Origin of the sequence: Ollibium composti (assembly GCF_004801285.1) — a bacterium.
Classification (GTDB): Bacteria; Pseudomonadota; Alphaproteobacteria; order Rhizobiales; family Rhizobiaceae; genus Mesorhizobium; species Mesorhizobium composti.
Map to the genome: position 1 here is coordinate 1 of NZ_SSNY01000018.1, position 22,229 is coordinate 22,229.

Annotated in this window: 21 protein-coding genes and 2 tRNA genes; 5 read left to right on the forward strand and 18 right to left on the reverse strand. The window is 65.5% G+C overall.

The window, feature by feature from the left end; translation table 11 throughout:
* Nucleotides 1-253 precede the first annotated feature (253 nt).
* The 9 genes from E6C48_RS21345 to E6C48_RS22675 all read right to left on the reverse strand — a co-directional run bounded on the left by E6C48_RS21345 (nucleotide 254) and on the right by E6C48_RS22675 (nucleotide 5,874).
* Nucleotides 254-329, reverse strand: a tRNA-Phe gene (locus E6C48_RS21345).
* Nucleotides 330-510: 181 nt separating this feature from the next.
* Nucleotides 511-741 (reverse strand): DNA gyrase inhibitor YacG, encoded by a 231-nt coding sequence (yacG, locus tag E6C48_RS21350; RefSeq protein ID WP_136360217.1) that lies wholly within the window; start codon nucleotides 739-741, stop codon nucleotides 511-513.
* 10 nt (nucleotides 742-751) lie between these two features.
* Complete coding sequence (locus tag E6C48_RS21355) at nucleotides 752-1,381, reverse strand: Maf-like protein (protein ID WP_136360218.1); 630 nt, start codon at nucleotides 1,379-1,381, stop codon at nucleotides 752-754.
* A gap of 25 nt (nucleotides 1,382-1,406) precedes the next feature.
* A complete protein-coding gene (infA, locus tag E6C48_RS21360; protein ID WP_006200926.1) occupies nucleotides 1,407-1,625 on the reverse strand; it encodes a translation initiation factor IF-1 in 219 nt (72 codons plus the stop codon).
* Nucleotides 1,626-1,846: 221 nt separating this feature from the next.
* The gene (locus E6C48_RS21365; protein ID WP_136360219.1) at nucleotides 1,847-2,332 is read right to left on the reverse strand and encodes a UPF0262 family protein; all 486 of its coding nucleotides are present in this window, start codon (nucleotides 2,330-2,332) and stop codon (nucleotides 1,847-1,849) included.
* A 6-nt stretch (nucleotides 2,333-2,338) separates the two neighbouring features.
* The gene (gene hisD, locus E6C48_RS21370; RefSeq protein WP_136360220.1) at nucleotides 2,339-3,631 is read right to left on the reverse strand and encodes a histidinol dehydrogenase; all 1,293 of its coding nucleotides are present in this window, start codon (nucleotides 3,629-3,631) and stop codon (nucleotides 2,339-2,341) included.
* Between the two features lie 8 nt (nucleotides 3,632-3,639).
* On the reverse strand, nucleotides 3,640-4,074 hold the full coding sequence (locus E6C48_RS21375) for a DUF2948 family protein (RefSeq protein WP_136360221.1): 435 nt from the start codon (nucleotides 4,072-4,074) through the stop codon (nucleotides 3,640-3,642).
* Between the two features lie 207 nt (nucleotides 4,075-4,281).
* Nucleotides 4,282-5,583 (reverse strand): UDP-N-acetylglucosamine 1-carboxyvinyltransferase, encoded by a 1,302-nt coding sequence (gene murA, locus E6C48_RS21380; protein WP_136360222.1) that lies wholly within the window; start codon nucleotides 5,581-5,583, stop codon nucleotides 4,282-4,284.
* Between the two features lie 126 nt (nucleotides 5,584-5,709).
* Entirely contained in the window at nucleotides 5,710-5,874 is a 165-nt protein-coding gene (locus E6C48_RS22675) for a hypothetical protein (protein ID WP_168734618.1), read from the reverse strand.
* Between the two features lie 133 nt (nucleotides 5,875-6,007).
* Between E6C48_RS22675 and E6C48_RS21385 the strand changes: the two genes are divergently transcribed.
* The 3 genes from E6C48_RS21385 to E6C48_RS21395 all read left to right on the forward strand — a co-directional run bounded on the left by E6C48_RS21385 (nucleotide 6,008) and on the right by E6C48_RS21395 (nucleotide 8,621).
* A tRNA-Thr gene (locus tag E6C48_RS21385) sits at nucleotides 6,008-6,082 on the forward strand.
* Between the two features lie 581 nt (nucleotides 6,083-6,663).
* Nucleotides 6,664-7,422, forward strand: coding sequence for a WecB/TagA/CpsF family glycosyltransferase (locus tag E6C48_RS21390; RefSeq protein WP_136360258.1), 759 nt, complete (start codon nucleotides 6,664-6,666; stop codon nucleotides 7,420-7,422).
* Nucleotides 7,419-8,621, forward strand: coding sequence for an FAD-dependent oxidoreductase (locus tag E6C48_RS21395; protein WP_136360223.1), 1,203 nt, complete (start codon nucleotides 7,419-7,421; stop codon nucleotides 8,619-8,621). Before E6C48_RS21390 ends, E6C48_RS21395 begins: the two co-directional genes overlap by 4 nt.
* A gap of 42 nt (nucleotides 8,622-8,663) precedes the next feature.
* On the opposite strand, the gene E6C48_RS21400 is transcribed toward E6C48_RS21395, so the two are convergent.
* Nucleotides 8,664-9,812, reverse strand: coding sequence for a GNAT family N-acetyltransferase (locus E6C48_RS21400; protein ID WP_136360224.1), 1,149 nt, complete (start codon nucleotides 9,810-9,812; stop codon nucleotides 8,664-8,666).
* Between the two features lie 237 nt (nucleotides 9,813-10,049).
* Between E6C48_RS21400 and E6C48_RS21405 the strand changes: the two genes are divergently transcribed.
* The gene (locus tag E6C48_RS21405) at nucleotides 10,050-11,579 is read left to right on the forward strand and encodes a glucosamine inositolphosphorylceramide transferase family protein (protein WP_230978901.1); all 1,530 of its coding nucleotides are present in this window, start codon (nucleotides 10,050-10,052) and stop codon (nucleotides 11,577-11,579) included.
* 9 nt (nucleotides 11,580-11,588) lie between these two features.
* Here E6C48_RS21405 and E6C48_RS21410 read toward each other — a convergent pair whose 3' ends face one another.
* From E6C48_RS21410 to E6C48_RS21435, 6 genes are all read right to left on the reverse strand, one after another.
* Nucleotides 11,589-12,683 carry a glycosyltransferase family 4 protein gene (locus E6C48_RS21410; protein WP_136360225.1) on the reverse strand — a complete coding sequence of 365 codons (1,095 nt, stop codon included), beginning with the start codon at nucleotides 12,681-12,683 and terminating at the stop codon, nucleotides 11,589-11,591.
* A complete protein-coding gene (locus E6C48_RS21415; RefSeq protein WP_136360226.1) occupies nucleotides 12,680-14,083 on the reverse strand; it encodes a lipopolysaccharide biosynthesis protein in 1,404 nt (467 codons plus the stop codon). The genes E6C48_RS21410 and E6C48_RS21415 overlap by 4 nt, the downstream gene beginning before the upstream one ends.
* 180 nt (nucleotides 14,084-14,263) lie before the next feature.
* Nucleotides 14,264-16,003: a gamma-glutamyltransferase gene (gene ggt, locus E6C48_RS21420; RefSeq protein WP_136360227.1), complete on the reverse strand. Its 1,740-nt coding sequence runs from the start codon at nucleotides 16,001-16,003 to the stop codon at nucleotides 14,264-14,266.
* A 97-nt stretch (nucleotides 16,004-16,100) separates the two neighbouring features.
* Complete coding sequence (locus E6C48_RS21425; protein WP_136360228.1) at nucleotides 16,101-17,102, reverse strand: Hsp33 family molecular chaperone; 1,002 nt, start codon at nucleotides 17,100-17,102, stop codon at nucleotides 16,101-16,103.
* A gap of 114 nt (nucleotides 17,103-17,216) precedes the next feature.
* Nucleotides 17,217-18,128, reverse strand: coding sequence for an ornithine carbamoyltransferase (gene argF, locus E6C48_RS21430; protein WP_136360229.1), 912 nt, complete (start codon nucleotides 18,126-18,128; stop codon nucleotides 17,217-17,219).
* Nucleotides 18,129-18,141: 13 nt separating this feature from the next.
* Nucleotides 18,142-19,338, reverse strand: a complete 1,197-nt coding sequence (locus E6C48_RS21435; protein ID WP_136360230.1) for an aspartate aminotransferase family protein — start codon at nucleotides 19,336-19,338, stop codon at nucleotides 18,142-18,144.
* A 348-nt stretch (nucleotides 19,339-19,686) separates the two neighbouring features.
* Between E6C48_RS21435 and E6C48_RS21440 the strand changes: the two genes are divergently transcribed.
* A complete protein-coding gene (locus E6C48_RS21440; RefSeq protein ID WP_136360231.1) occupies nucleotides 19,687-20,205 on the forward strand; it encodes a GcrA family cell cycle regulator in 519 nt (172 codons plus the stop codon).
* A 129-nt stretch (nucleotides 20,206-20,334) separates the two neighbouring features.
* Here E6C48_RS21440 and E6C48_RS21445 read toward each other — a convergent pair whose 3' ends face one another.
* Together E6C48_RS21445 and phoU are read right to left on the reverse strand one after the other, a co-directional pair.
* Nucleotides 20,335-21,342, reverse strand: coding sequence for a magnesium and cobalt transport protein CorA (locus E6C48_RS21445; RefSeq protein WP_136360232.1), 1,008 nt, complete (start codon nucleotides 21,340-21,342; stop codon nucleotides 20,335-20,337).
* 99 nt (nucleotides 21,343-21,441) lie between these two features.
* Nucleotides 21,442-22,167 carry a phosphate signaling complex protein PhoU gene (phoU, locus tag E6C48_RS21450; protein WP_136360260.1) on the reverse strand — a complete coding sequence of 242 codons (726 nt, stop codon included), beginning with the start codon at nucleotides 22,165-22,167 and terminating at the stop codon, nucleotides 21,442-21,444.
* Nucleotides 22,168-22,229: the final 62 nt, after the last annotated feature.

Sequence of the window (22,229 nt, forward strand, 5' to 3'; positions counted from 1 at the left end):
GCACAGGCCGCAACGAGCAAGAAGGAGAAAGCCGCCCCTTGACCAAAACCTAAGACCCAAACCATACATGAAGGCGGGTCACTTCTCGGCGAAAATCCCGGGTCAGCTCTCAGCGGAAATCAACACCATCTGGCAAAGCAGGCGTTTGAGCGCGCCGCTGAGTCAATAATTGTCCCACTTTCTACCAAAGAGGAAAAAAGTGGGACACTTTTTCCGCCTAAGACATTGAAAAGAAAGGAGAAAATAAGAACTTTGGTGCCCAGGGGCGGAATCGAACCACCGACACGCGGATTTTCAGTCCGCTGCTCTACCAACTGAGCTACCTGGGCCCTCGACCGCGACAGCGCATCCGCCTGCGGTGATCGTCGAGCGCCGGAGCGCCGCCGAAAGCGCGTGGGTTATAGCATGAGAATGACGCCTGTCCAGCGCCGGAAAGTCGATTTCGACGGGAAAGATCAGCCTTTGTTGCGCGGACCTCGGCGGCGTCGTCGAAGCGGGCCGCGGAACCGTTCAGCCGTCCTCGCCGCTGGGTGACGTGCGGCCTGAATCCGGCTGGTCTTCCTGCTCTTCGTCCTCGCGCACGGGGATGACGTAGGCGCCCTTCAGCCAGCGGTTGAGGTCGATCGCCTTGCAGCGCGGCGAACAGAACGGATAGGTCTCGCGTGCCGACGGGCGGCCGCATTCGGGGCAGGGGCGCTTCGGCCTGAGCGGCGTGACGGGTGCGCCAAGTCCGGTGCTCATGACGCCATGCTCATGAGATTGCGCCCGCCGGCGCAGCCTCGTGCGCCCGGTAGCCTTCGCCGGCAAGCAGCGCCGTGGTCTCGTAGAGCGGCAGACCGACGACATTGGTGTAGGAACCGACCAGCTTGACGACAAAAGCGCCGGCAAGGCCCTGCACGGCATAGCCGCCCGCCTTGCCGCGCCATTCGCCCGACGCGATGTAGCGCTCGATCTCGGCCCGCGGCAGGCGCTTGAAGCGCAGCCGTGTCTCCACCAGCCGCTGGCGCTGCTTGCCGTCCGGCGTGATCAGGCAGACGCCGGAATAGACCCGATGGGAGCGACCGGACAGCAGTTGCAGGCAGGCTGTCGCATCATCGATCGTCTCGGCCTTGGGCAGGATGCGGCGCCCGACCGCGACGACCGTATCCGCCGCCAGGACATAGGCCGGTGTGTGCCCCGGCTCGGCCCGCAGCGAGGCCGCCGCCTTTTCCGCCTTCTCCTTCGCCAGTCGCTTGGCCAGCGAGCGCGGATGCTCCGAGCGCTGCGGCGTCTCGTCGATGTCGGCCGGCAGGATGCGGTCCGGCTCGATGCCGGCCTGCTGCAACAGTTCGATGCGGCGCGGCGAGCCGGAAGCAAGCACGAGCGTCTGCGAAGGGCTCATGGCAGGTCCTTCGGCCGGCTGGCGATCACTTGAAGCGGTAGGTGATGCGGCCCTTGGTCAGGTCGTAGGGCGTCATCTCGACCAGGACCTTGTCGCCGGTCAGCACGCGGATGCGGTTCTTGCGCATGCGCCCGGCGGTGTGGGCGATGATCTCGTGTTCGTTTTCGAGCTTCACGCGGAACATGGCGTTGGGCAGCAGTTCCGTTACGACGCCCGGAAACTCGAGGACTTCTTCCTTCGGCATTCGTTACCTTTGGTCTGGGTGATTTCCGGCAGGAAGGCCGGATTTGCGCGGAACCTATATGATCGCGAACGGTTTGTGAACACGCTTATTCACTTGGTCCTGCCCTCGGCTACGGCCTCGGGCGTTCGTCGCTCGAAAAGTCCGTTCCGGGGCTTTTCGCCCGCTGCGCAGACCGCTCGGTGCCAGCCCGGGTCCCGCTGTCTGCGGCAGCTCCCGGGCGCTCACCCTCGCCAATGCAGGACGCACACCAGCGTGAACAGACGCCGTGCCGTGTCGAAATCGATGTCGATCTTGCCGGAAAGGCGCTCCAGCAGCGTCTGCGAGCCTTCGTTGTGCAGGCCGCGACGGCCCATGTCGATGGCCTCTATGTGGCTCGGCGTCGAGGAGCGGATGGCCTCGTAGTAGCTCTCGCAGATCAGGTAGTAGTCCTTGACGATGCGCCGGAACGGCGTCAGCGACAGGATGTGGGTGACGACGGACGCCCCGTCCTCGCGGCTGATGGCGAAGACCAGCCGCGACTCGGCCAGCGAAAGCTTCAGCCTGTAAGGGCCGCCCTGGTCGTCGCCGACGGGGGCAAAGCTGTTTTCCTCGATCAGGTCGAAGATCGCCACCGCCCGCTCGTGCTCGACGTCGGGCGTCGAGCGGCCGATCGTTTCGTCCAGTTCGACGTCGACCAGCTTGGCGCGGCTATGATCGCCCCCTGACATGGCCGCCTACATATTCAGCCTGACGGCGACGGAGCGGCCATGCGCGTCGAGTCCCTCGGCCTTTGCCAGTGCGATCGCCGCCGGACCCAGTGCGCGCAACTGCTCGGAGCCGAGCTTGAGGATGGAGGTGCGCTTGACGAAATCGAGCACCGACAGGCCGGACGAGAAGCGCGCCGAACGCGCGGTTGGCAGCACGTGGTTGGAGCCGCCGACGTAGTCACCGATGACTTCCGGCGTATGCCGGCCGAGGAACACGGCGCCGGCATTGCGCAGTCGAGCAAGAAACCCTTCCGCATCCGCTATGGCCAGTTCGACATGCTCCGCCGCGATGCGGTCGGCGAGCGGCAGCGCGGCCTCGATGGTGTCGACCAGGATGACGGCGCCGAAGTCGCGCCAGCTTGCCGCCGCCGTTTCGCTGCGCGCGAGCGTCTTCAACTGGCGCTCGACCGCCTGTTCGACGGCGGCGGCGAAAGCTGCGTCGTCGGTCATCAGGATGGACTGCGCCGAGACGTCGTGCTCGGCCTGCGCCAGAAGGTCCGCGGCGATCCAGTCGGGATCGTTGTCGGCATCGGCGATCACCAGCACCTCGGAGGGGCCGGCGATCATGTCGATGCCGACCGTGCCGAACACTTGCCGCTTGGCGGCGGCGACATAGGCGTTGCCGGGGCCGACGATCTTCGCCACCGGGCGGATCGTCTCGGTGCCGTAGGCAAGGGCGGCGACCGCCTGGGCACCGCCGACGCGGTAGATCTCGGAGACCCCGGCGAGATCGGCCGCGACCAGCACCAGCGGATTGACGGCGCCGCCGGAGGCCGGCACCACGATGACCAATCGCTCAACGCCGGCCACCCTGGCCGGCACGGCGTTCATCAGCACAGAGCTCGGATAGCTCGCCGTGCCGCCCGGCACGTAAAGCCCGACCGCCTCGACCGCCGTCCAGCGCGAGCCGAGTTCGACGCCGATAGCGTCGGTGTAGCGGTCGTCCTTCGGCATCTGCCGCGCATGATGGGCGTGGATACGGTCGCGCGCCAGCTTCAGGGCTTCCACCGTGGCCGGGTCGGCCTGCGTATAGGCGCTTTCGATATCCTGCCGCGAGATGGCGATGCCGAGTGTCGTCAGGTCGGCGCGGTCGAAACGGCGCGTATAGTCGATCAGCGCCGCATCACCTTCGGCGCGCACGCGCGCGATGATGTCGCGGACCGTCGTATTCACGTCGGCGGAAACCTCGCGCTTGGTGGTCAGGAAGGCCGCGAAACGCTGCTCGAAACCGGCATCGGATTGGCGAAGGGTGATGGCCATGATGCCGCTCAGACCTTGTGGAGGGGACGCGCGGATGCCTGCCAGGCGCCGCCGACATCGGCCAGCCGCGCCTCGATGCACTCGACGTCCAGCATGATGGTGCCGCCGCCCGAGAAGATGAGTTCGACCAGCCCGGCAGGCGCGTTGATCGCCACGAAGCTGACGGCCAGCAGCGACAGTACCTCGTCCGGCCTGTCCCGTCGGATGCCGCTGGTCTTGGCGCCGAGCACCCGGTCGAAATGCAGCACCGCCTGGCGGCGTTCGTTGTGGCGGCGCAGGAAACCGGACTTGGCCTCCCAGGCGAACCGGTTCATCGGCAGGACGAAGCGCTTGGCGGCGGGCAGGAACTGCAGGTCGCCCACCTTCATGACGGCGTCCTGCACATGCGCCGAAACGACCTTCAGGTCATCCTCGTCGAGGGCGAGAAGCTTGAGCGCGGTCATGCGGATTTCGCACCTGCGAAGGTTTTTCCAACATCACTCTGTTAGGCGGTCTTTGGCGCAGGCGCAACCGGGGAGGATGGAAGGGAGTAGGGGAGTAAGGGAGTAGGGGAATAAGGCAGTAAGGCAGTAAGGCAGTAAGGGAATGGGCTTCGGCTGACGGAAGCCTGCAGCTCACATATTGCCCTACTGCCTTAGCGCCCTATTGCCTTAACCACTTATCCTCTCGATCACCGCGCCGCAGCCCGACAGTTTCTCTTCCAGCCGCTCGAAACCGCGGTCGAGATGGTAGACCCGGTTGACGGTCGTTTCGCCTTCGGCGGCGAGGCCGGCGATGACCAACGACACCGAGGCCCGCAGGTCCGTCGCCATCACCGGCGCGCCCTTCAGCTTGGAGACGCCTTCGACGATGGCCGTCTGGCCCGATAGCGTGATGTGCGCGCCGAGCCGCGCCAGTTCCTGGACGTGCATGAAGCGGTTCTCGAAGATCGTCTCGGTGATGCGCGATTTGCCCTTGGCCATTGTCATCAGGCCCATGAACTGCGCCTGCAGATCGGTCGGGAAACCGGGGAAAGGTTCGGTGGTGACGTCGACCGGGGCGATGCCGGCGCCGTTGCGCCGAACGCGGATGCCGGCATTGGTCGGCGTGATCTCGGCACCCGTCTTCCGGATGACGTCGAGCGCCGCTTCCAAAAGGTCCGGCTGTGCGCCTTCCAAAAGCACGTCGCCGCCCGTCATCGCCACCGCCATCGCATAGGTGCCGGTCTCGATGCGGTCGGGAATGACCCGGACCTTGGCGCCGGAGAGCTCATCGACGCCTTCGATGGTGATGGTCGAAGTGCCGGCGCCGTGGATCTTCGCGCCCATGGCGATCAGGCATTCGGCAAGGTTGACGACCTCCGGCTCGCGGGCGGCGTTTTCCAGCACCGTCTCGCCGCGCGCCAGCGAAGCCGCCATCATCAGGACATGGGTGGCGCCGACCGATACCTTCGGGAAGGTATAGCGGTTGCCGCGCAGCCGGTTCTTTGCCTTGGCGACGACATAGCCTGTATCGACGTCGATGTCGGCGCCGAGCGCCTGCAGACCCTCGATGAACAGGTCGACCGGCCGCGTGCCGATGGCGCAGCCGCCCGGCAGCGACACTTTCGCTTCGCCCATGCGCGCCAGAACCGGCCCGATGACCCAGAAGGAAGCGCGCATCTTCGATACCAGCTCATAGGGGGCGGTGGTGTCGACGATGTTTTCGGCGGTGAAGTTGATGGTGCGCGAATAGCCGCTGGTAGTGCCGCCGTTCTGGTGGTCGCGCTTGCCGTTGACGGAGTAGTCGACGCCGTGGTTGCCGAGGATACGGATCAGTTGCTCGACGTCGGCCAGGTGCGGCACGTTTTCCAGCGTCAGCGTCTGCGGCGTCAGCAGCGAGGCGATCATCAGCGGCAGGGCGGCGTTCTTGGCGCCGGAGACGGGAATGGTTCCGGCAAGCGGGTTGCCGCCGACGATCCTGATGCGGTCCATGAAAAAGCGTCCCTTCGGCCGTATGGCCCGATTCAATCGATTGGTCCTGCCCCGGCTCCGTCTAGACGATGAGCCGGCGCGGTTCAAGAAATAGGCGGCCCGTCCCCTTGGGCCAAAGCGTGGCGCTCAGCGTTCGCGCTTGTCCGTCGATGCCGCCAGCCCTTCGGGCCGTGCGTCGGGCTTGCCACTGCGGCGCGAGCGTGCCTGCGTCTTGCGCTTCTGCAAGTTGGCGCGCAGCGCCTCGGCAAGCCGGGCCTTGCGGTTGTCCTTGTCCCTGGAAGTGTCGGTCATGATGTCCCCGATCCGCCGTTGAACATAAGAGGGAATGTGGCAGGCGCAAGGCTGCCGCGTGCCGGAGATAAAAGCCTGCACACATAACTTGCGCTGACGGAAACGATGTGGCAGAAGGCGCCGCATTCAAGGCGCTGCAGTAGCTCAGTGGTAGAGCACTCCCTTGGTAAGGGAGAGGTCGAGAGTTCAATCCTCTCTTGCAGCACCATTCTATCCTACTGATAGGCAAAAACTACCTGATTTCCTTGGCCTTTTACCGCTGCTTCCGGTACGCGGGGGCGGTAGATGAGCTGGGGATGCACGAAATTGGCCATCACGCCAAAAGATCGCCTTCAGCCTTTGCCTGACGAGCGGCCTCGCGCCGTTTTCGCAATTCCTTGCACGGCAAGGCAGTGCCGGAACGAAATGAGGCTTCGCCGGTGTCCAGCGCCTGACGAAACAACCGGTCCGGGCAAGTCGATCGGCAAAACTGGTGATGGTTTTTGACAGTTCCAGAAGGTTGGAAAAACTCATGCTTCTTTGAGTTTATAGATAAAATTTTAATAAGATTTGAAGATTAACCTTCTGTTAAGAACAGACTTAACAGAAATCCGGCATTCGTATACAAATCAATCAAGCGAAGCCACTTGATGTTAATCAGTAGCTGTTTGTTTTCAAAACGCAATTTGCGGGCTTCGTGATAGTCGCAGGCCGCCGGCGGGATTGTTGTCCTGTTTGCGGCCATCGTCGATCGGCCTGGGGTTGCAGGTGCCGATCGGTTGGGAGTTCGAATTGACGTCATACGCACAGATGGTGGCCGCCGTTCCGACCGTCACTGTAGGTGGCTTTTCCGTCAGCGCAGCCGACCGGCAGACGGCCGCGACGATGATGATCCGTGCCGCCAGCGAGCGCGCCGGCGCGGGCCGCCCGCTCTATTTCACCTCTATCAACGGCGAGGTCATTGCCCGCGCCCGCGTAGAGCCGGACATCGAAACGCTGTTCAGCGCCGCCGACCAGATTCTCGCCGACGGGCAGCCGCTGGTACTGGCCTCGCGCTGGCTGTGCCGCGACCGCTTGCCCGAGCGCGTCGCCACCACCGATCTGTTCCACGACGTCGCTCGTCTGGCCGAACAGACTGGCACCACCTTCTATATGCTGGGCGCCGACGAGGAGGAAAATCCGAAGGCCGTGGCGGCCGTGCGCGCCGCCTATCCGAAGCTGCGCCTTGTCGGTCACAGCCATGGCTTTCTGAAGGGCGCGGCGCTGGAGGAAAAGGTCGACGAGATCAACCGGCTGGCGCCGGACATCCTGTGGCTCGGGCTCGGCGTGCCGCTCGAGCAGCGTTTCGTTCGCACCTTCTCGAACCGGCTCGGCAATGTCGGCGTCATCAAGACTTCCGGCGGTCTGTTCAATTTCCTGTCCGGCAAGAACAGCCGCGCGCCCTCGTGGATGCAGAAGGCCGGCTTTGAATGGCTGTGGCGCCTGCTGCTCGAACCGCGGCGGCTGTTCTGGCGCTATCTGACGACCAATCCGCGCGCCCTCTATGCCATACTAAGGTATTCCGAATGACCACCACCGTTGCCCCCGGCACCGGGATCGAGTGCGACGTCGCCGTCGTCGGCGGCGGGTTGAGCGGCACGCTGGCCGCCATCATGCTCGGCCGCGCCGGTTACCGGGTTGCGCTGGTCGACCGCAACGCGGTGTTTCCGCCGGAATTCCGTGTCGAGAAGATCGGCGGCGACCTCGTGTCCCGTATCGAACGGATCGGCCTGCTCGACGCCGTGTCGGCCAATGCCGCCCGTTTCGACGAGATCGTCAATGCGCGGCGCGGGCGTGTCCTCGACCGCACAAGGACCCCGCATTTCGGTTTCCTCTATGAAAATCTCGTGGCCGCGATGCGTGCGAGCCTGCCCGAGACGGTCACCCTGATCGTTGGCCGGGTCAACGACCTGAAGACGAGTTCCGATCGGCAGCAGGTCTTCGTGCATGAGCAGGGCATGGTGGAAGCGCGTCTGGTGGTGCTCGCCACCGGCATGGGCGATCTCTTGCGTCGCACGCTGGGCATGGAACGCCGGGTCATCCACGAACGCCAATCGCTGACCTTCGGCTTCGATATCCGTCCTGCCGACGGCAGCTTCAAATGTTCCGCGCTCACCTACTACGGCGAGCGCGTGTCCGACGGCATCGACTATCTGTCGCTGTTCCCGACTGTCACCGGCATGCGGGCGAACCTGTTCACCTTCCGCGATCATCGCGATCCCTGGGTCAAGGCTTTCAGGGAAAGCCCGACGGAGACTTTGGCGGCCACCTTGCCGGGCCTGCGCAAGGTGCTGGGTGATTTCCAGGTGGTCGGCCGGGTGCAGAACTGGATCATGGACCTCGCCGTCGCTGAAAACTGCCGGCAGGACGGCGTCGTTCTGATCGGCGACGCCTATCAGACCTCGTGTCCAGCCGCCGGCACCGGCTTCAGCCGGTTGCTGACGGATGTCGAAAGGCTGTGCCACGTCCATGTGCCGCAATGGCTGGCGACGCCCGGCATGACGGCCGACAAGATCGGCTGCTATTACGACGATCCGGCAAAGCAGGCGGCAGACGCCTCGGCGCTGGCGCAGGCGAAATATCGCCGCAGTCTGACGGTGGATACCGGTCTCGCCTGGCGCGTTCGCCGGTTGCTGCTGGTCTGGCGCCGTCGTCTGGTCGATCGTCTCGGCAGGCTGTCGCCCGGTACGGTCGCGCGGTTGAGGACATTATCCGGCCGCCCGGCCTGAGCCGCCACCTTCTAGCCCTGTCCGTGGCCCCGGACCGCTCGGTCAGCCGGGTGTGACTTCCTTCGGCACCGATTTCGCGGCATCCGCCTGTCCGCTGGTCTCGTGAGGCTTGTGGAAGATGCGGCGCGCCAGCGATTTCACTGCCGGCATGCGCTCTGTGATCAGCTCGGCCGCGTAGCCCAGCGGGCTGCCGGGACGCGATATCTTCCACATTGTCGCCGGTTCGGCACCAAAGGTAAGTTTATAACGCTCGTCGCCGATGGTGAAATCGAGCACCCGCTCGCCGCGTTCGATGCAGTCGCGCGCCACCTGTTCGAACATCAGGCTGCCGATCGACTGGTTCTTGAAATTCTCGAAGTCGAAACCGCCGAGAATGACCAGGAAAGAGGAATCCCGGTGCGCGAGGCCGAGCACGCCGGCGATGACCCGGTCGTCGAGCCACAGCGTATAGGTACGCGTGGCGTCATCGCGCCCGTCCAGCGCCATGCCACGATAGAAATCGTAGTAGGCGGGAAGCTGCAGCAGGTCGCCGCCATTCTTGGGATCGCCGAAACGAAGGCCGCGATAGAACTTCATCGCCTCGAAAGTGGCGTCGATGGCCGCCGCATCCCGTGCGCATTCGAACCGCACGGCGCCCTTGCGATGCAACTGGCGCGACTTCTTGTCCAGTTCCTTGCAATAGGAGCGCTCGAGCCGGCGCTGACGCCACAACGGATAGGTTTCGTCCAGCGGCGTCGCATAGGCGTTCATGCCCATGCTTTCGCGCTCGATGTCGAACAACCTTTCCAGCCGCAGGGACTGGTCGGCCAGTTTGCCGATGCGCAACAGGTCGTAAGGCCGGCAAAGCCGTCGGATGGCCGCCACGCAGGCCGGATCGGCGGCAATCTGAGCGAAGGTCGCGGCATCGGTCACCGGCGATACATAGTCGGAAACGCGCATGTCCGCGAACTCGACGACGCGCAGCATGGCATAGCGCTGCCGCACCAGCGGCAGTACCATGGCGAGGCGCTTGTCGTCGGCAAAGCGTATGACGATGATCAGCGGTGCGATCGAATTGCCGATCGCGAGCTTGCCGTAGAGGGCCGACAGCCATCGCGGATGCTGGAAGGCGCTCGCCACCGACCGCGCGAACAGCGAGGCGTATTCGGGTGACTGAAAGTCGAAGGAGTTTTCGACGGCAACTTCGAACATGGGTGCGGAATCGCGCCTGCGGCAGGGAGCGTTGTCGAGCTTCTGTCTGCTTCGGCGGGGCAAGAGTCAAACGGATGTTCGGGGTTTGGTTTACCGACTGCCAAGAATGACCGTGTATAAGGCGGGCTGCAGCCGATCCGGATGGGCATGGATCGGATGCGGGAGCGAGGCAAGGGGGTAAGGCATGGGCGACAAGGGGTTGTTCTTGCGAAGCGCCGACCGGCGCGGAGCCGATCCGTGTTGCGGCGTCGCAGCACGAGGATACCGAATGCCGATGACCAGCCGGTCAAGGCTGCTGTCATGGCCGTAGTGGATGTGATCGTTCCCGCCTCGCGGCCGCGGCTGTGGCAGCGGGTTCTTGTCGAGCGGTTGCGGGCGTGCGGCCACGATGTCGCGGTCCTGCACCAGTCCGCCGACCCCTGGCCCGCAGCGGCCTTGCAGATACTGCGATTCGAACGGCGTCTCTTCAGGCGCCGGGCGGTCGGTCTCGCAACGCCGGTGGAGGCGATAACGCAGGTGCAGACGCAGCGTCCTGCAGACCTGAGGCTCGATCTGACCGGGGTGGCGCCGCCGTCGCCGGCGCCGACGGTGCGATTGACCTTCGACGGACGATTTTCGGATTTCGCCGCTGTGAGCGCGGTCGCGGCCGGCCGCCTGCCGGACCTGCAGGCCGTCCTGGCGGACGGCACGGTCGTCGGTCGGGCTGCCCCCATGATCGACAAGCGCGAAGCCACCGCGCTCGGCATCGAGGATGTGCTGGCACGCGCCGTCACCCTCGCGCTTTCCGTCGTCGCCCGGTTCGACGGCGGGTGGGCGGACGAGCGGCAAAAAATTGCGCCTGCGACCGGCGGAGCAGGGGGTAGCGGCTTCGTTGGCCGCTATGTGACGTCTGCCTTGCCGCGGCTCGGTCGCGAAGCGCTGCGGCGGGCGCGCTTTCGCCACGCTCACTGGCGCGTCGGCTACCGCTTCATCGACGGCCCCGGCGTGGCTGAAACCGGCATGCTGGGCGATGGCTGGCGGCAGTTGCCGGACGACGGCACCCACTTCTATGCCGATCCTTTTCCCTATGCGTGGAGGCAGGGAGAGCATCTGATCTTCGTCGAGGATTACCCCCACGCCACCGGCAAGGCGATCATCTCGCTCGTGCGCATCGGTGCCGACGGCGCGGTGCGCGGGCCGGTCGAGCCGGTGCTGGAGGAGCCGTTCCATCTTTCCTATCCGCAGGTCTTCGACTGGCAGGGCGATGTCTGGATGCTGCCGGAAGGCAGCGCCAGCGGTCGGCTGACACTTTATCGCGCAGCGCGGTTTCCCGACCGCTGGGTCGCCGAAGCGGTCCTGCTGGAGGGCAAGATCTCCGACGCGACGCTGTTCCAGCAGGATGGTTCGTGGTGGCTTTTTGCCACCGACCGCGACGGTTATGGCAGCACGTCCGACACGATGGTTGTCTTTCGTGCACCGTCTCCCGCCGGGCCCTGGCGCCCGCACCGGATGAACCCGATCGTCATCGACCGCGCCATGGCGCGGCCGGGCGGCGCTTTCGCCACGGTCGACGGACGGCCCCTGCTGCCGGTGCAGGACGGCACCGAAGGCTACGGCGGTGGGCTCGGCCTCAGCGAACTTCTGGAACTGGACGAAAATACCGTTCGTTTAGCTCCGCCGCGCCCGGTATCGGGGCGGGGAGACTGGCCCTATCCGCGCATCCATACGCTCAACCGCGCCGGCCGGCTGGAGGTGATCGACGGCATCGCAGCCGTGCGTCGGCGCTAAGTCGATGCCTCAGGCAAGCAGTCTTTCATAGGCAAGACACATGGCGGCGGGCGAATAGCGCTCGGCCAGCCGCCGGCCGTTCTCGGAGAGCTTGTCTGCCAGGCCCGGCGTTCGTACCGTCTCTTCGAGAGCAGCGGCGAATCCCGCCGCGTCGCCGCCGTCGACGAATAGGGCCGCTGGTTCGCCGCTTGCGGTCGACAGAACCTCGCGCAGAACGGGCAGGCCGTTGGCTACCACCGGCAGGCCGGCGATCGCCGCTTCGGCGACCGAAAGGCCGAAGGTCTCGTTGACGGACGGGAAGGCGAAGACGTCGCCAGCCGACAGGAACTCGAAGATGCGCGACGGCGGCACCTCGCCGACGAAATGCAGCCGGTCGGCGACGCCGTTTTCGCGGGCGAAGGCCGTCAACGCCTCGCGCTCCGGCCCTGCGCCGGCAATGGCGACGTGGAGTTCGTTCAGCCGGCACAGCGCGCCGGCCAGCGCGAGATGGTTCTTGTCGCGTGTCAGACGGCCGGTCGTGACGGCCAGCCAGGCATCCTGCGGCAGGCCGAAGGCTGCCCGCGCCTCGCGCTTGTCATAGGTTCCCGGCGGTCCGGGCACGCCATGGTCGATGCGTCGCATGCGCTGCTTGTAGGCTTGCGGATAACGGTCGAACTGCCCTTCCGTCCAGGCCGAGTTGACGACGTTGAGCTGGTAGGCGCCGAGCACGCCCATCGCCTTGTCGATCCTGCTGAGCAGGCCCATGACGCCGTGGCTCTGCGGTGCGCCGCTCTGGTTGGCGACGACGTGGCGCGCGCCGGCAAGCCGTGCGGCCAGCGTGCCGAAGATGTTGCCATAGTGCTGGTAGGAGATGACGGCGTCCGGCCGTTCGCGGCGCATGTAGGCGACCAGCCCGGCCGCCGCCCGCATCTGGCCCGGTAGGCCGCCCGGCTGCGAGGACAGCACGAAATCGGCATGGGGATCGTTATCGTAGGCCGCCGTCTTGCGATACATGAAGACGGTGCGCACGGCATGGCCGCGTGCCCGCAATCCTTCTCCGACCATGTCGGACACGCGCTGTGCGCCAGCGGCCTCGGCCTGCGTCTGGACCTGAACGATCTTCATGCGGTGTGGTCGCGCGGCACGAAGCCGGTTCGTTTCGGCCGGACGGCGGACAGAAGTCCGGCCACCGACGGGTTGATGCCGATCGAGCGGCTGCAGATCATCACCTCCCATATGGTGGCGATCATCACGGTGCCCGCCGTGCCGAGACCGACGCCGAGCGGGCCGAGAAGCCATGTCAGCAGGGCGGTAACGGCAAGCCCCACCACGTTGACGGCGACCAGCAGCTTGACCAGCGAATGCTGGAGGCCCGTCAATTGCATCAGGAGCTCGACCGGGCCGCAGGCGGCGGCGACCGTGGCGCCCAGGCCGAAAAGAATGAGCACGGTGTGGATCGCCGGCGTCGCGTAACTGGCGTCGAACGCGGCGAGAATCAATGGGCCGAGCAGCCAGAAAGCCAGAAGAATGACCAACGCCGCCGCGAAGCTGCCGAGCGCCGTCAGGCTGGTCATCTTCTGTACATGCGCCTTGTCGCCGCCATAGAAGGCAGCCGAGATTTCCGGCGCCAGCGCCTGGTTGATGCCATTCAGCGCCAAGAGCACCAGGCGCGTCGTACGGTCGGCAACGAAGACGGCGCCGGCGATCTCCGGCCCGAGGATGCCAGCCACCAGCAGCGTGCCGACCTGACCGAGCGCCGGCGGCAGCGAGGTGGCGCCCCAAAGGCCCATCGTCACCGTGTTGAATTCGGCCTTCTGCCCGTCGCTCAGCGGCGGCGGCCGCGCACCCAGCGTGTCGCGCAGCAGCGCCACCGTCTGCGGCAGCACCGACAGGATGAGCAGGCCGGCAGTGAGCAGCGTCGCCATCACGGCGCTGATCTTGATGCCCTCGAAACGCAAGGCCAGCACCGCCGCGATGGTGAGCGCGCGCCACACCACGTCGCGCGGCAAGAGGCCGGAGATCAGCGCGCCCTTAGCGCGGAAGGCACCCGAGGCGAACTCCGACCAGCCGAGCGCGCCCGACAGGATGGCGGCCGAGACGCATAGCGGCAGCCATTCGACGGTGTCTTCTCCGAAATAGGGAGCGAAGCCGAAGGCGACGACCAGTAGGCTGGACAGGATGACGCCGGCAAAGGCGACAGCGATCGACCGCACCATCATGCCGTGCGCGGAAGGCAGGTCGCCGGCCTCGGCATATTGCGGCCAGAACCGGAGCACCGTGCTCTGCTGACCGACGCTGGCGAAGAACGACACCAGGCTGGCACCGGCATAGGCGGCGCTGTAGAGGCCGAACTGGCGACCGTCCGTGACCATGGCGACGGTCACGAACATGGCGAACGAAAGCGCCGCGCTGGCAAGCTTGATGACGCCGGCGACGGCGCCGCTCTTGGCCAGCCCGGCAATCGACATCCGCATGGCGGTGCCGTTACCCGCGGCGTCGCGGGCGGTCTCGTCTCGGTCGGTCATGGACGTCTGCAAGGATCATTCACGACGCGGCCGCAAGCATGCGAACAGTCAATTCGGCTCCCTTTCCCCGAAGCGGCCCAGCGATAGTCCAATCGGCGGTTCCCCGCCACAAGGAACCGCGCCGATGGTTACCACCAGAACAACATAGGTCGCGGCCGCGTAGCGGCTGGCGGGAGCCGGCTAGTAACCCAGCGCCTCGCCCGAGCCGGAGCGGCTGTCCATGGCGCCGTTGTAGCGCGCGCCGCCGCCCTTCTCGATCTCGCCGAGGCTCTTGCCGCCGACCAGAATGCCGGCCGCCTGGCCCCATGTCTTGTCGTCCTCGCCGACGTCGAGGTGGTAGCCCATGCCTGCGAGCAGCTTCAGCGTGTCCGGCGACAGCCCGTCCGACTCGACATAGAGCGTGTCCGGCAGCCACTGGTGATGGATGCGCGGCGCATCGATCGCCTCCTGGATGTCCATGCGATGGTCGATGACGTTGAGGATCGCCTCCAGGGTGATGGTGATAATGCGCGAGCCGCCGGGGCTGCCGATGACCATGAAAGGCTTGCCGTCTTTTGCCACCACCGTCGGGCTCATCGATGAGAGCGGCGTCTTCTTCGGCTGGATGGCGTTGGCCTCGCCCTGCACCAGCCCGTAGAGGTTGGGCACGCCGGGTTTCTGGGTGAAGTCGTCCATCTCATTGTTGAGCAGGACGCCGGTGCCCGGCGCCACGACGCCGGCGCCGAAGGAACCGTTGAGCGTATAGGTGACGGCCACCGCATTGCCGTCCTTGTCGATGATCGAATAGTGCGTCGTCTCGTTGCTCTCGCCGAAGCCCTTCGGCATGAGGTCCTGCGAGACACCGGCGCGGAATGGGTCGATCTTGCTGCGGATTTCGGCGGCATAGGCCTTGTCCAGGAACTTCGACACCGGGTTGTCGACGAAATCCGGGTCGCCGAGCGCCGAGTTGCGGTCGACATAGGCATAGCGCATCGCTTCCGCCATCAGGTGCACGGTGTCGGCCGAGCCGGCGCCGAGGTAGGCGAGCGGATAACCCTCCAGCACGTTCAGGATTTCGCAGATGATGGTGCCGCCGGAGCTGGGCGGCGGCGCCGAGACGATCTCGTAGCCGCGATAGGTGCATGTCACCGGCTTCAGTTCGCGCACCGCATACTGTTCGAAGTCCGCCTTGGTCAGGATGCCGCCCTTGGCCTGGCTGGCGGCTGCGATCAGTTCGGCCGTCTTGTCCTTGTAGAAGGCGTCCTGCCCCTTTTCGGAGATGGCCGATAGCGTGGCGGCGAGATCGGGCTGGACAAGTCGTTCCCCCGCGTGATGGGCCGAGCCGTCCGGTTTGAGGAAGATCGCCGCGGCCGCCGGATCCTTCGCCAGCCGCTGCGCGTCCTTGGCGAAGGTGGCGGCGTCGCCCTGGTTCAGCTCAAAGCCTTCCCTTGCGAGCTTTATGGCCGGCGCCATCAGGTCCTGGCGCGGCATCGTGCCGTATTTCTCGCGCGCCATTTCGAAGCCGGCGACCGAGCCAGGTACGCCGACGGCCAGATAGCCGTCGAGGCCGGCCCTCTCGATCGGCTTGCCGTCCTTGTCGAGATACATCGTCTTGGTCGCCGCCAGCGGCGCCCGCTCGCGGAAGTCGAGGAAGGTGGATGTTCCGTCCTTGAAGCGGACGGTCATGAAGCCGCCGCCGCCGATGTTGCCGGCCGTGGGGTAGGCGACTGCCAGCGCGTAGCCGACGGCGACGGCCGCGTCGACGGCGTTGCCGCCCCGTTTCAGCACGTCGACACCAATCTCGGTGGCGAGATGCTGCGCGCTCACCACCATGCCGTTCTCGCCCTTTGCCGGCGCCGGCGAGGCGGCGAAGCCGGGATCGGCCAGAGCGATCGCGATGACGGTGGCGAAGGCGAGAGAAGGGATGCGCGCGGTGAACATGGCCGATCCTCCGGTTGACGGATCGGCCTAGAAGACCGCGCCGACGCTCTTCTGTCCACCCTTGCCGGTGAACAAAGGGCGCCGGCGCGCTTCCTGGTTACTGCGCTTGCGCGAACTCGGCCGGATCGAACTCGTAGGCGGTCGAGCAGAATTCGCAGGCGACGTTGATCTTGCCGTCCTCGGTGCTGTCGCGGATTTCTTGCGCCGTGAAGCCGGCGAGGATGCCGTGGATACGCTCGCGCGAGCACGAGCAGCGGTCGGCGACCTCGACCGCGTCGAAGACGCGCACGCCGTGCTCGTGGAACAGCCGGTAGAGCAGCCGCTCGGCGCCGACGGTCGGATCGACCAGTTCCGCCGGCTCGACTGTGCCTGCCAGCATGGTGGCTTCCTGCCAGGCGTTGTCGACCGGATCGTGCACGGCTTCCGCCGTGTCGCCGTCGCCACCGGGCAGATCCGGCACGCGCATGCGCTCCGGTGCCTCGGGAAGGAACTGCGTCAGCAGGCCGCCGGCGCGCCATTGCTGGCAGCCGCCAGGCAGGACCTGCCTGGCTACGGCAAGGCGCACGTCCGTCGGGATCTGCTCCGACTGGCGGAAATAGATCCTCGCGGCTTCCTCCAGCGAGATGCCGTCGAGCTGGACGATGCCCTGATAGCGCTGCGTGTGCTGGCCCTGGTCGATGGTCAGCGCCAGCACGCCGGTGCCGAGCAGCGTCGCGTCGGAGACCTCGCCGGCCTCAACGAGTGCCGCCAGCCGGTCGGCGTCGAAACGCGCGTAGGCGCGCAGTGCATCCGGGGTGGAGAAATCCGCCACCAGCATGTCGATCGGCCCGTCGGTGCGGGTCTGCAGGATGAATTTGCCCTCGAACTTCAGCGACGTGCCGAGGAGCACGGTGAGTACGCAAGCCTCGGCCAGCAGGCGCGCCACCGGTTCGGGATAGGCGTGCCGCGCCAGTATGGCATCCAGCACGGAGCCGAGCTGTACGGTGCGGCCGCGCACGTCGAGCGGGCCGACCTCGAAGGGCACAACGTGGTCGTCGCCGGCGTGGTCGAATTCGCCCAACCTTGTTTCGTGTTCACTCACGGTGATTGCTTCCAACATGACAGGATCTCCGGCCGGCCCTGCCATCCCTCACGATGGCACGCCGCCAATGGCGCTAGACTTTGGGTGATGCGCCGGAGATAGGCATCACCCTGACGCCGTTCAAGCGTCCCCTTACGCCCCAAGGCACCAGGCGAGCACCGCCTTTTGCGCATGCAGCCGGTTCTCGGCCTCGTCGAAGACGACGGAATGCGGTCCGTCGATGACCTCGTCGGTGACTTCCTCGCCGCGATGCGCCGGCAGGCAGTGCATGAACAGCGCGTCCGGCTTGGCCTGCTTCATCAACGCCGCGTTCACCTGATAGGGCATGAAGACGTTGTGGCCGCGCGCGCGATGCTCGGCACCCATCGACACCCAGGTATCGGTGACGACGCAGTCGGCGGCCCGCACGGCCTCCTCAGCCGTCTTCTTGAATTCGATAAGCCCGCCGTTGGCGCGCGACCAGTCGACGAACTTCTCGCCGGGTTCGCTTCCCTGCGGTACCGCTACATTGAGGGTGAAGCGGAAGCGCGCCGAGGCTTCGAGCAGCGAATGCAGCACGTTGTTGCCGTCGCCGGTCCAGGCGAAGGTCTTGCCCGCGACCGGCCCGCGATGTTCTTCGAAGGTCATGATGTCGGCCATGAGCTGGCAGGGATGCGTGTCGTCCGTCAGCCCGTTGATGACGGGAATCGTGGCGTTCTCGGTCAGTTCGGTAAGCCGCTCGTGTGACGTCGTGCGGATCATGATCGCGTCGACGTAGCGCGACAGCACCTTGGCCGTGTCGGCGATCGTCTCGGAGCGGCCGAGTTGCATTTCGGTGCCGGTCAGCATGATCGTCTCGCCACCGAGCTGGCGCATGCCGACGTCGAACGACACGCGCGTGCGCGTCGAGGGCTTGTCGAAGATCATCGCCAGCACCTTGCCGTCGAGCGGGCGCGAGCGTTCGCCGGCCTTGAGGCGGGCCTTGCGCGCCGAGGCGTCGGCCAGGATCGAACGCAGGTCGGTTTCGGAAACGGTTGAAAGGTCGGTGAAGTGGCGAAGCGTCATGGTGGCGTCCGGCTTACTCGGCGGCGGCCGAAGCCGCCTCCGCAAGGCCTTTGGCGGCAGCCCGGATGCGGGCAAGCGCATCCTGGATCTCGGCGTCGCTGACGGTGAGCGGCGGTAGCAGGCGGATGACGTTGTCGCCGGCCGGCACGGCAAGCAGATGCTGGTCGCGCAGTGCCATGTTCACCTTGCCGTTGGGCATGGTGCATTTCAGCCCGAGCATCAGGCCGGTGCCGCGGATTCCTTCGATCACCTGCGGATACTCGTCGGCGACCGCAGCCAACCCCTGCTTGAACAGAAGCGCCTTGCGGTTGACCTCGTCGAGGAAACCCTGTTCCAGCACGACGTCGAGTACGGCGTTGCCGACCGCCATGGCGAGCGGATTGCCGCCGAAGGTGGTGCCGTGCACGCCGGCGGTCATGCCCTTGGCCGCCTCGTCGGTGGCCAGGCACGCACCCATCGGAAAGCCGCCGCCGATGCCCTTGGCGATTGCCATCAGGTCGGGTTCGACGCCCGCCCACTCGTAGGCGAACAGCTTGCCGGTACGGCCGATGCCGCACTGTACCTCGTCGAAGATCAGCAAAAGGCCGCGCTCGTCGCAGAGCTGGCGCAGGCGCTTGAGCGACTGCATGGGGAAGTCGCGGATGCCGCCTTCGCCCTGCACCGGCTCGAGCAGGATGGCGGCGGTCTCTGCGGTGATCGCCTTTTCGGCGGCCCTGAGGTCGTCGAACGGCACCTGGTCGAAACCCTCCACCTTGGGACCGTAGCCTTCGAGGTATTTCTGCTGGCCACCGGCGGCGATCGTCGCCAGCGTGCGGCCATGGAAGGCGCCTTCGAAGGTGATGATGCGGTAGCGCTCCGGCTGGCCGTTGACGTAGTGGTAGCGGCGCGCCGTCTTGATCGCGCATTCCAGCGCTTCGGCGCCGGAATTGGTGAAGAACACCTTGTCGGCGAAGGTGGCGTCGACCAGCCGCTCGCCCAACCGGCGCTGGCCGGGAATCTCGTAGAGGTTGGAGACGTGCCACAGCTTGGCGGCCTGCTCGGTGAGCGCCGCGACCAGATGCGGATGGCCATGGCCGAGCGAGTTGACGGCGATGCCTGCGGCGAAATCGAGATAGCGCTCGCCTCGCTCCGTAACCAGCCACGCACCTTCGCCCTTCTCGAAGGCCAGGGGAGCACGGGCAAAGGTCTCGTAAAGCGCCGAACCGCTCATTATATGTCTCTCCGGAAGCGGAAAATCAAAAAGCCGCCAACGCGGCGGCCTTTCCCGGTTTATCGTGGTTTTTCGCTGTGAAGTCAACGATACCGTCGTTGGGCCACGGACGGAAATCTTCCAACGGAAGCTTCTTGTAGCAATCCGGCAAGTTGGGGAAAACCGCAAAAACCGATTCGGTGTTGCCGTTGGGACTCTTGTCACCGAGTCAACGCATACGGTAATTATGAGCGGGAAATAACTAGATTTCGTGCGGCGGATCTAATCACCTCGTATATGTGGTGCCGTCCGGCAGTTGCCGGAACGGGGAACGATTCCGATTCCGTACGGTTCGTAAGGAGCGGCCTCATGAACTGGACTGACGAGCGCGTCGAGCTTCTGCGCAAACTGTGGTCGGAGGGCCTGAGCGCCAGCCAGATCGCGGCGCAACTGGGCGGGGTCAGCCGCAACGCGGTGATCGGCAAGGTGCACCGGCTCAAGCTGTCGAGCCGCGGCCGCGCGGCGGCGGCGCCGACCCGCACCAAGAAGACTTCGCAGGGCACGTCCTCCACCAAGTCGGTGGTTCGGGCCGCGAGCGCGCCGCGCCATGTGACGGCGTCGATCGGCGCGACCGCGCTGCAGACTCAGTTCGAAGCCGAGCCGGTTGCCCGCCAGTATCTGCGCCCGGTGGAAGACGTGGTGGTGCCGATCTCGCGCCGCCTGCAACTCGTCCAGCTCACCGAGCGCACCTGCAAATGGCCGAACGGCGACCCGCTGTCGGAGGACTTCCACTTCTGCGGCAACGATGCCGGCGAAAGCGGACCCTACTGTACCTATCATTCGCGCATCGCCTTCCAGCCGGCGGCCGAGCGCCGGCGGGCGAGGTAGGCATTTAAGGGAGTAGGGGAATAGGGGAGTAAGGCAGTAGGGCAATAGGGCAATAGGTGAAAAAGAGGCATGAGCCGCCTCTCCGATTTCCCTACTGCCTTACTGCCCTATTGCCTTAACGCCCTGATCTCACAGCCACCCGTTCTTCCTGAACCGCCAGTACAAAAACAGGCAGATGCCGGCGATCACGGTCAGTACCGCCGGATAGCCGTATTCCATCTTCAGCTCCGGCATGTCGGAAAAGTTCATGCCGTAGATGCCGGCGAAGGCGGTGGGCACGGCGAGGATGGCAGCCCATGAGGCGAGCTTCTTCGAGACCGCCGTTTCCTGGCTCTGGCCGACCAGCACGCTGGCTTCGAAGGCGAAGGCCAGCACCTCGCGCAACGAGTCGATCTTCTCATGCACCGTGCGGATATGGTCGGTCACGTCGCGGAACATCGGGTGCATGGCGGGCTGGATCTGCGGCAGTTCGGCACTGGTCAGCCGCCGGCAGACCTCGACCAGCGGTAGGGCCGCGTTGCGTAAGCGGAGTAGGTCGCGCCTGAGCATGTAGAGCCGCTCGATGTCGCGCGTGTCCATCGGCTTGACCAGCACCTGGTCCTCGATTTCCTCGACCTCCGTCTCGATCTGTTCCAGCACCGGCATGTAGTTGTCGACGATGAAATCGAGGATGGCGTAGAGCACGAAGTCCTCGCCCTTGGCGAGCGCATGCGGGCAGGATTCCCAATGCTGGCGCACCACCGTGTAGGAGGTCGACGGCCCGTGGCGGACGCTGACGATGTAGCCTTTGCCGACGAACAGGTGCGTTTCCCCGAAGGTGACGCGGCCGTCGATCAGTTGCGCCGTGCGCGCCACGATGAACAGCGCCTCGCCGTACTGCTCCAGTTTCGGCCGCTGGTGCGGGTGCTCGGCATCCTCGATGGCGAGATCGTGCAGGTTGAACTGTGCCTGCACGCGGGCGAGCAGATCGGCGCTGGGTTCGAGCAGGCCGATCCACACGACATGGCCGTCCTTGCCTGCCCAGGTGCCTGCTTCCTCGATGGAAATGTCGGCCACCCGCTTGCCCGAGGCATAGACGCTGCAGGCGATCACGCCTGCCGTCGGCGGCGCCGGCTTGAGCTCACCCACATGGTCCATCGCGGCCTCCCGAGGACGATGTCCTCTCTCGCGGCAGTGAGTTCGTGAACGCCGTGAAGTCTAGCCCAATCGCGGTGCCGCTTCGAGGGCCTTCGCCGTTCAATTCGATGCGATGGTTCCCGGCGCCGTCACGCGGTCGGTCTTGTCGCCTTTCGGCCGTTCCACCGGCATCTGCTCGCCGGTGGCGATATGGTAGATCGTCTCGGCGATGTTGGTGGCGTGATCACCGATGCGTTCGACGTTCTTGGCGCAGAACAAGAGATGCGTGCACGGCGTGATGTTGCGCGGGTCTTCCATCATGTAGGTGAGAAGTTCGCGGAACAGCGAGGTGTACATGGCGTCGATCTGGTCGTCGCGGTCGCGCACGAAGCCGATGCGATCGACGGCGCGGGTGGCGTAGATGTCCAGCACATCCTTGAGTTGCGTCAGCGCCAGCTCGGCCAGCGCCTCGATGCCGCGGAACAGGCTGGTCGGCTGCCGCGCCTCGGTGACGGCGACTACGCGCTTTGCGACGTTCTTGGCGAGATCGCCGACCCGCTCGAGGTCGGCCGAGATGCGGATAGCGCCGATGATCTCGCGCAGGTCCGTTGCCATTGGCTGGCGGCGCGCGATGACGACGATGGCCTTGTCGTCGATCTCGCGCTGGCCGTCGTCCAGCACCGCGTCGTCGGCGATCACCTTCTGCGCCAGCCCGGCATCGGCATTGACGAGGGCGGCGATGGATTGCTCCACCATGCGCTCGGCATGGCCGCCCATGGCCGCGATGCGCCTGGCCAGATAGGCCAGTTCCTCGTCATAGGCACTGACGATGTGCATGGTCTGCATGGGCATGACGCCTTTCCGGTCGATTCGCGATTTCCAGTTTGCCGATTGTTACGCCGGCAACA

Excerpts from the sequence above, each read along its gene's own strand:
- yacG (WP_136360217.1), bottom strand. The coding sequence starts at position 741 with ATGAGCACCGGACTTGGCGCACCCGTCACGCCGCTCAGGCCGAAGCGC.
- E6C48_RS21355 (WP_136360218.1), bottom strand. The coding sequence starts at position 1,381 with ATGAGCCCTTCGCAGACGCTCGTGCTTGCTTCCGGCTCGCCGCGCCGC.
- infA (WP_006200926.1), bottom strand. The coding sequence starts at position 1,625 with ATGCCGAAGGAAGAAGTCCTCGAGTTTCCGGGCGTCGTAACGGAACTG.
- E6C48_RS21365 (WP_136360219.1), bottom strand. The coding sequence starts at position 2,332 with ATGTCAGGGGGCGATCATAGCCGCGCCAAGCTGGTCGACGTCGAACTG.
- hisD (WP_136360220.1), bottom strand. The coding sequence starts at position 3,631 with ATGGCCATCACCCTTCGCCAATCCGATGCCGGTTTCGAGCAGCGTTTC.
- E6C48_RS21375 (WP_136360221.1), bottom strand. The coding sequence starts at position 4,074 with ATGACCGCGCTCAAGCTTCTCGCCCTCGACGAGGATGACCTGAAGGTC.
- murA (WP_136360222.1), bottom strand. The coding sequence starts at position 5,583 with ATGGACCGCATCAGGATCGTCGGCGGCAACCCGCTTGCCGGAACCATT.
- E6C48_RS22675 (WP_168734618.1), bottom strand. The coding sequence starts at position 5,874 with ATGACCGACACTTCCAGGGACAAGGACAACCGCAAGGCCCGGCTTGCC.
- E6C48_RS21390 (WP_136360258.1), top strand. The coding sequence starts at position 6,664 with ATGGTGGCCGCCGTTCCGACCGTCACTGTAGGTGGCTTTTCCGTCAGC.
- E6C48_RS21395 (WP_136360223.1), top strand. The coding sequence starts at position 7,419 with ATGACCACCACCGTTGCCCCCGGCACCGGGATCGAGTGCGACGTCGCC.
- E6C48_RS21400 (WP_136360224.1), bottom strand. The coding sequence starts at position 9,812 with ATGTTCGAAGTTGCCGTCGAAAACTCCTTCGACTTTCAGTCACCCGAA.
- E6C48_RS21410 (WP_136360225.1), bottom strand. The coding sequence starts at position 12,683 with ATGAAGATCGTTCAGGTCCAGACGCAGGCCGAGGCCGCTGGCGCACAG.
- E6C48_RS21415 (WP_136360226.1), bottom strand. The coding sequence starts at position 14,083 with ATGACCGACCGAGACGAGACCGCCCGCGACGCCGCGGGTAACGGCACC.
- ggt (WP_136360227.1), bottom strand. The coding sequence starts at position 16,003 with ATGTTCACCGCGCGCATCCCTTCTCTCGCCTTCGCCACCGTCATCGCG.
- E6C48_RS21425 (WP_136360228.1), bottom strand. The coding sequence starts at position 17,102 with ATGTTGGAAGCAATCACCGTGAGTGAACACGAAACAAGGTTGGGCGAA.
- argF (WP_136360229.1), bottom strand. The coding sequence starts at position 18,128 with ATGACGCTTCGCCACTTCACCGACCTTTCAACCGTTTCCGAAACCGAC.
- E6C48_RS21435 (WP_136360230.1), bottom strand. The coding sequence starts at position 19,338 with ATGAGCGGTTCGGCGCTTTACGAGACCTTTGCCCGTGCTCCCCTGGCC.
- E6C48_RS21440 (WP_136360231.1), top strand. The coding sequence starts at position 19,687 with ATGAACTGGACTGACGAGCGCGTCGAGCTTCTGCGCAAACTGTGGTCG.
- E6C48_RS21445 (WP_136360232.1), bottom strand. The coding sequence starts at position 21,342 with ATGGACCATGTGGGTGAGCTCAAGCCGGCGCCGCCGACGGCAGGCGTG.
- phoU (WP_136360260.1), bottom strand. The coding sequence starts at position 22,167 with ATGCAGACCATGCACATCGTCAGTGCCTATGACGAGGAACTGGCCTAT.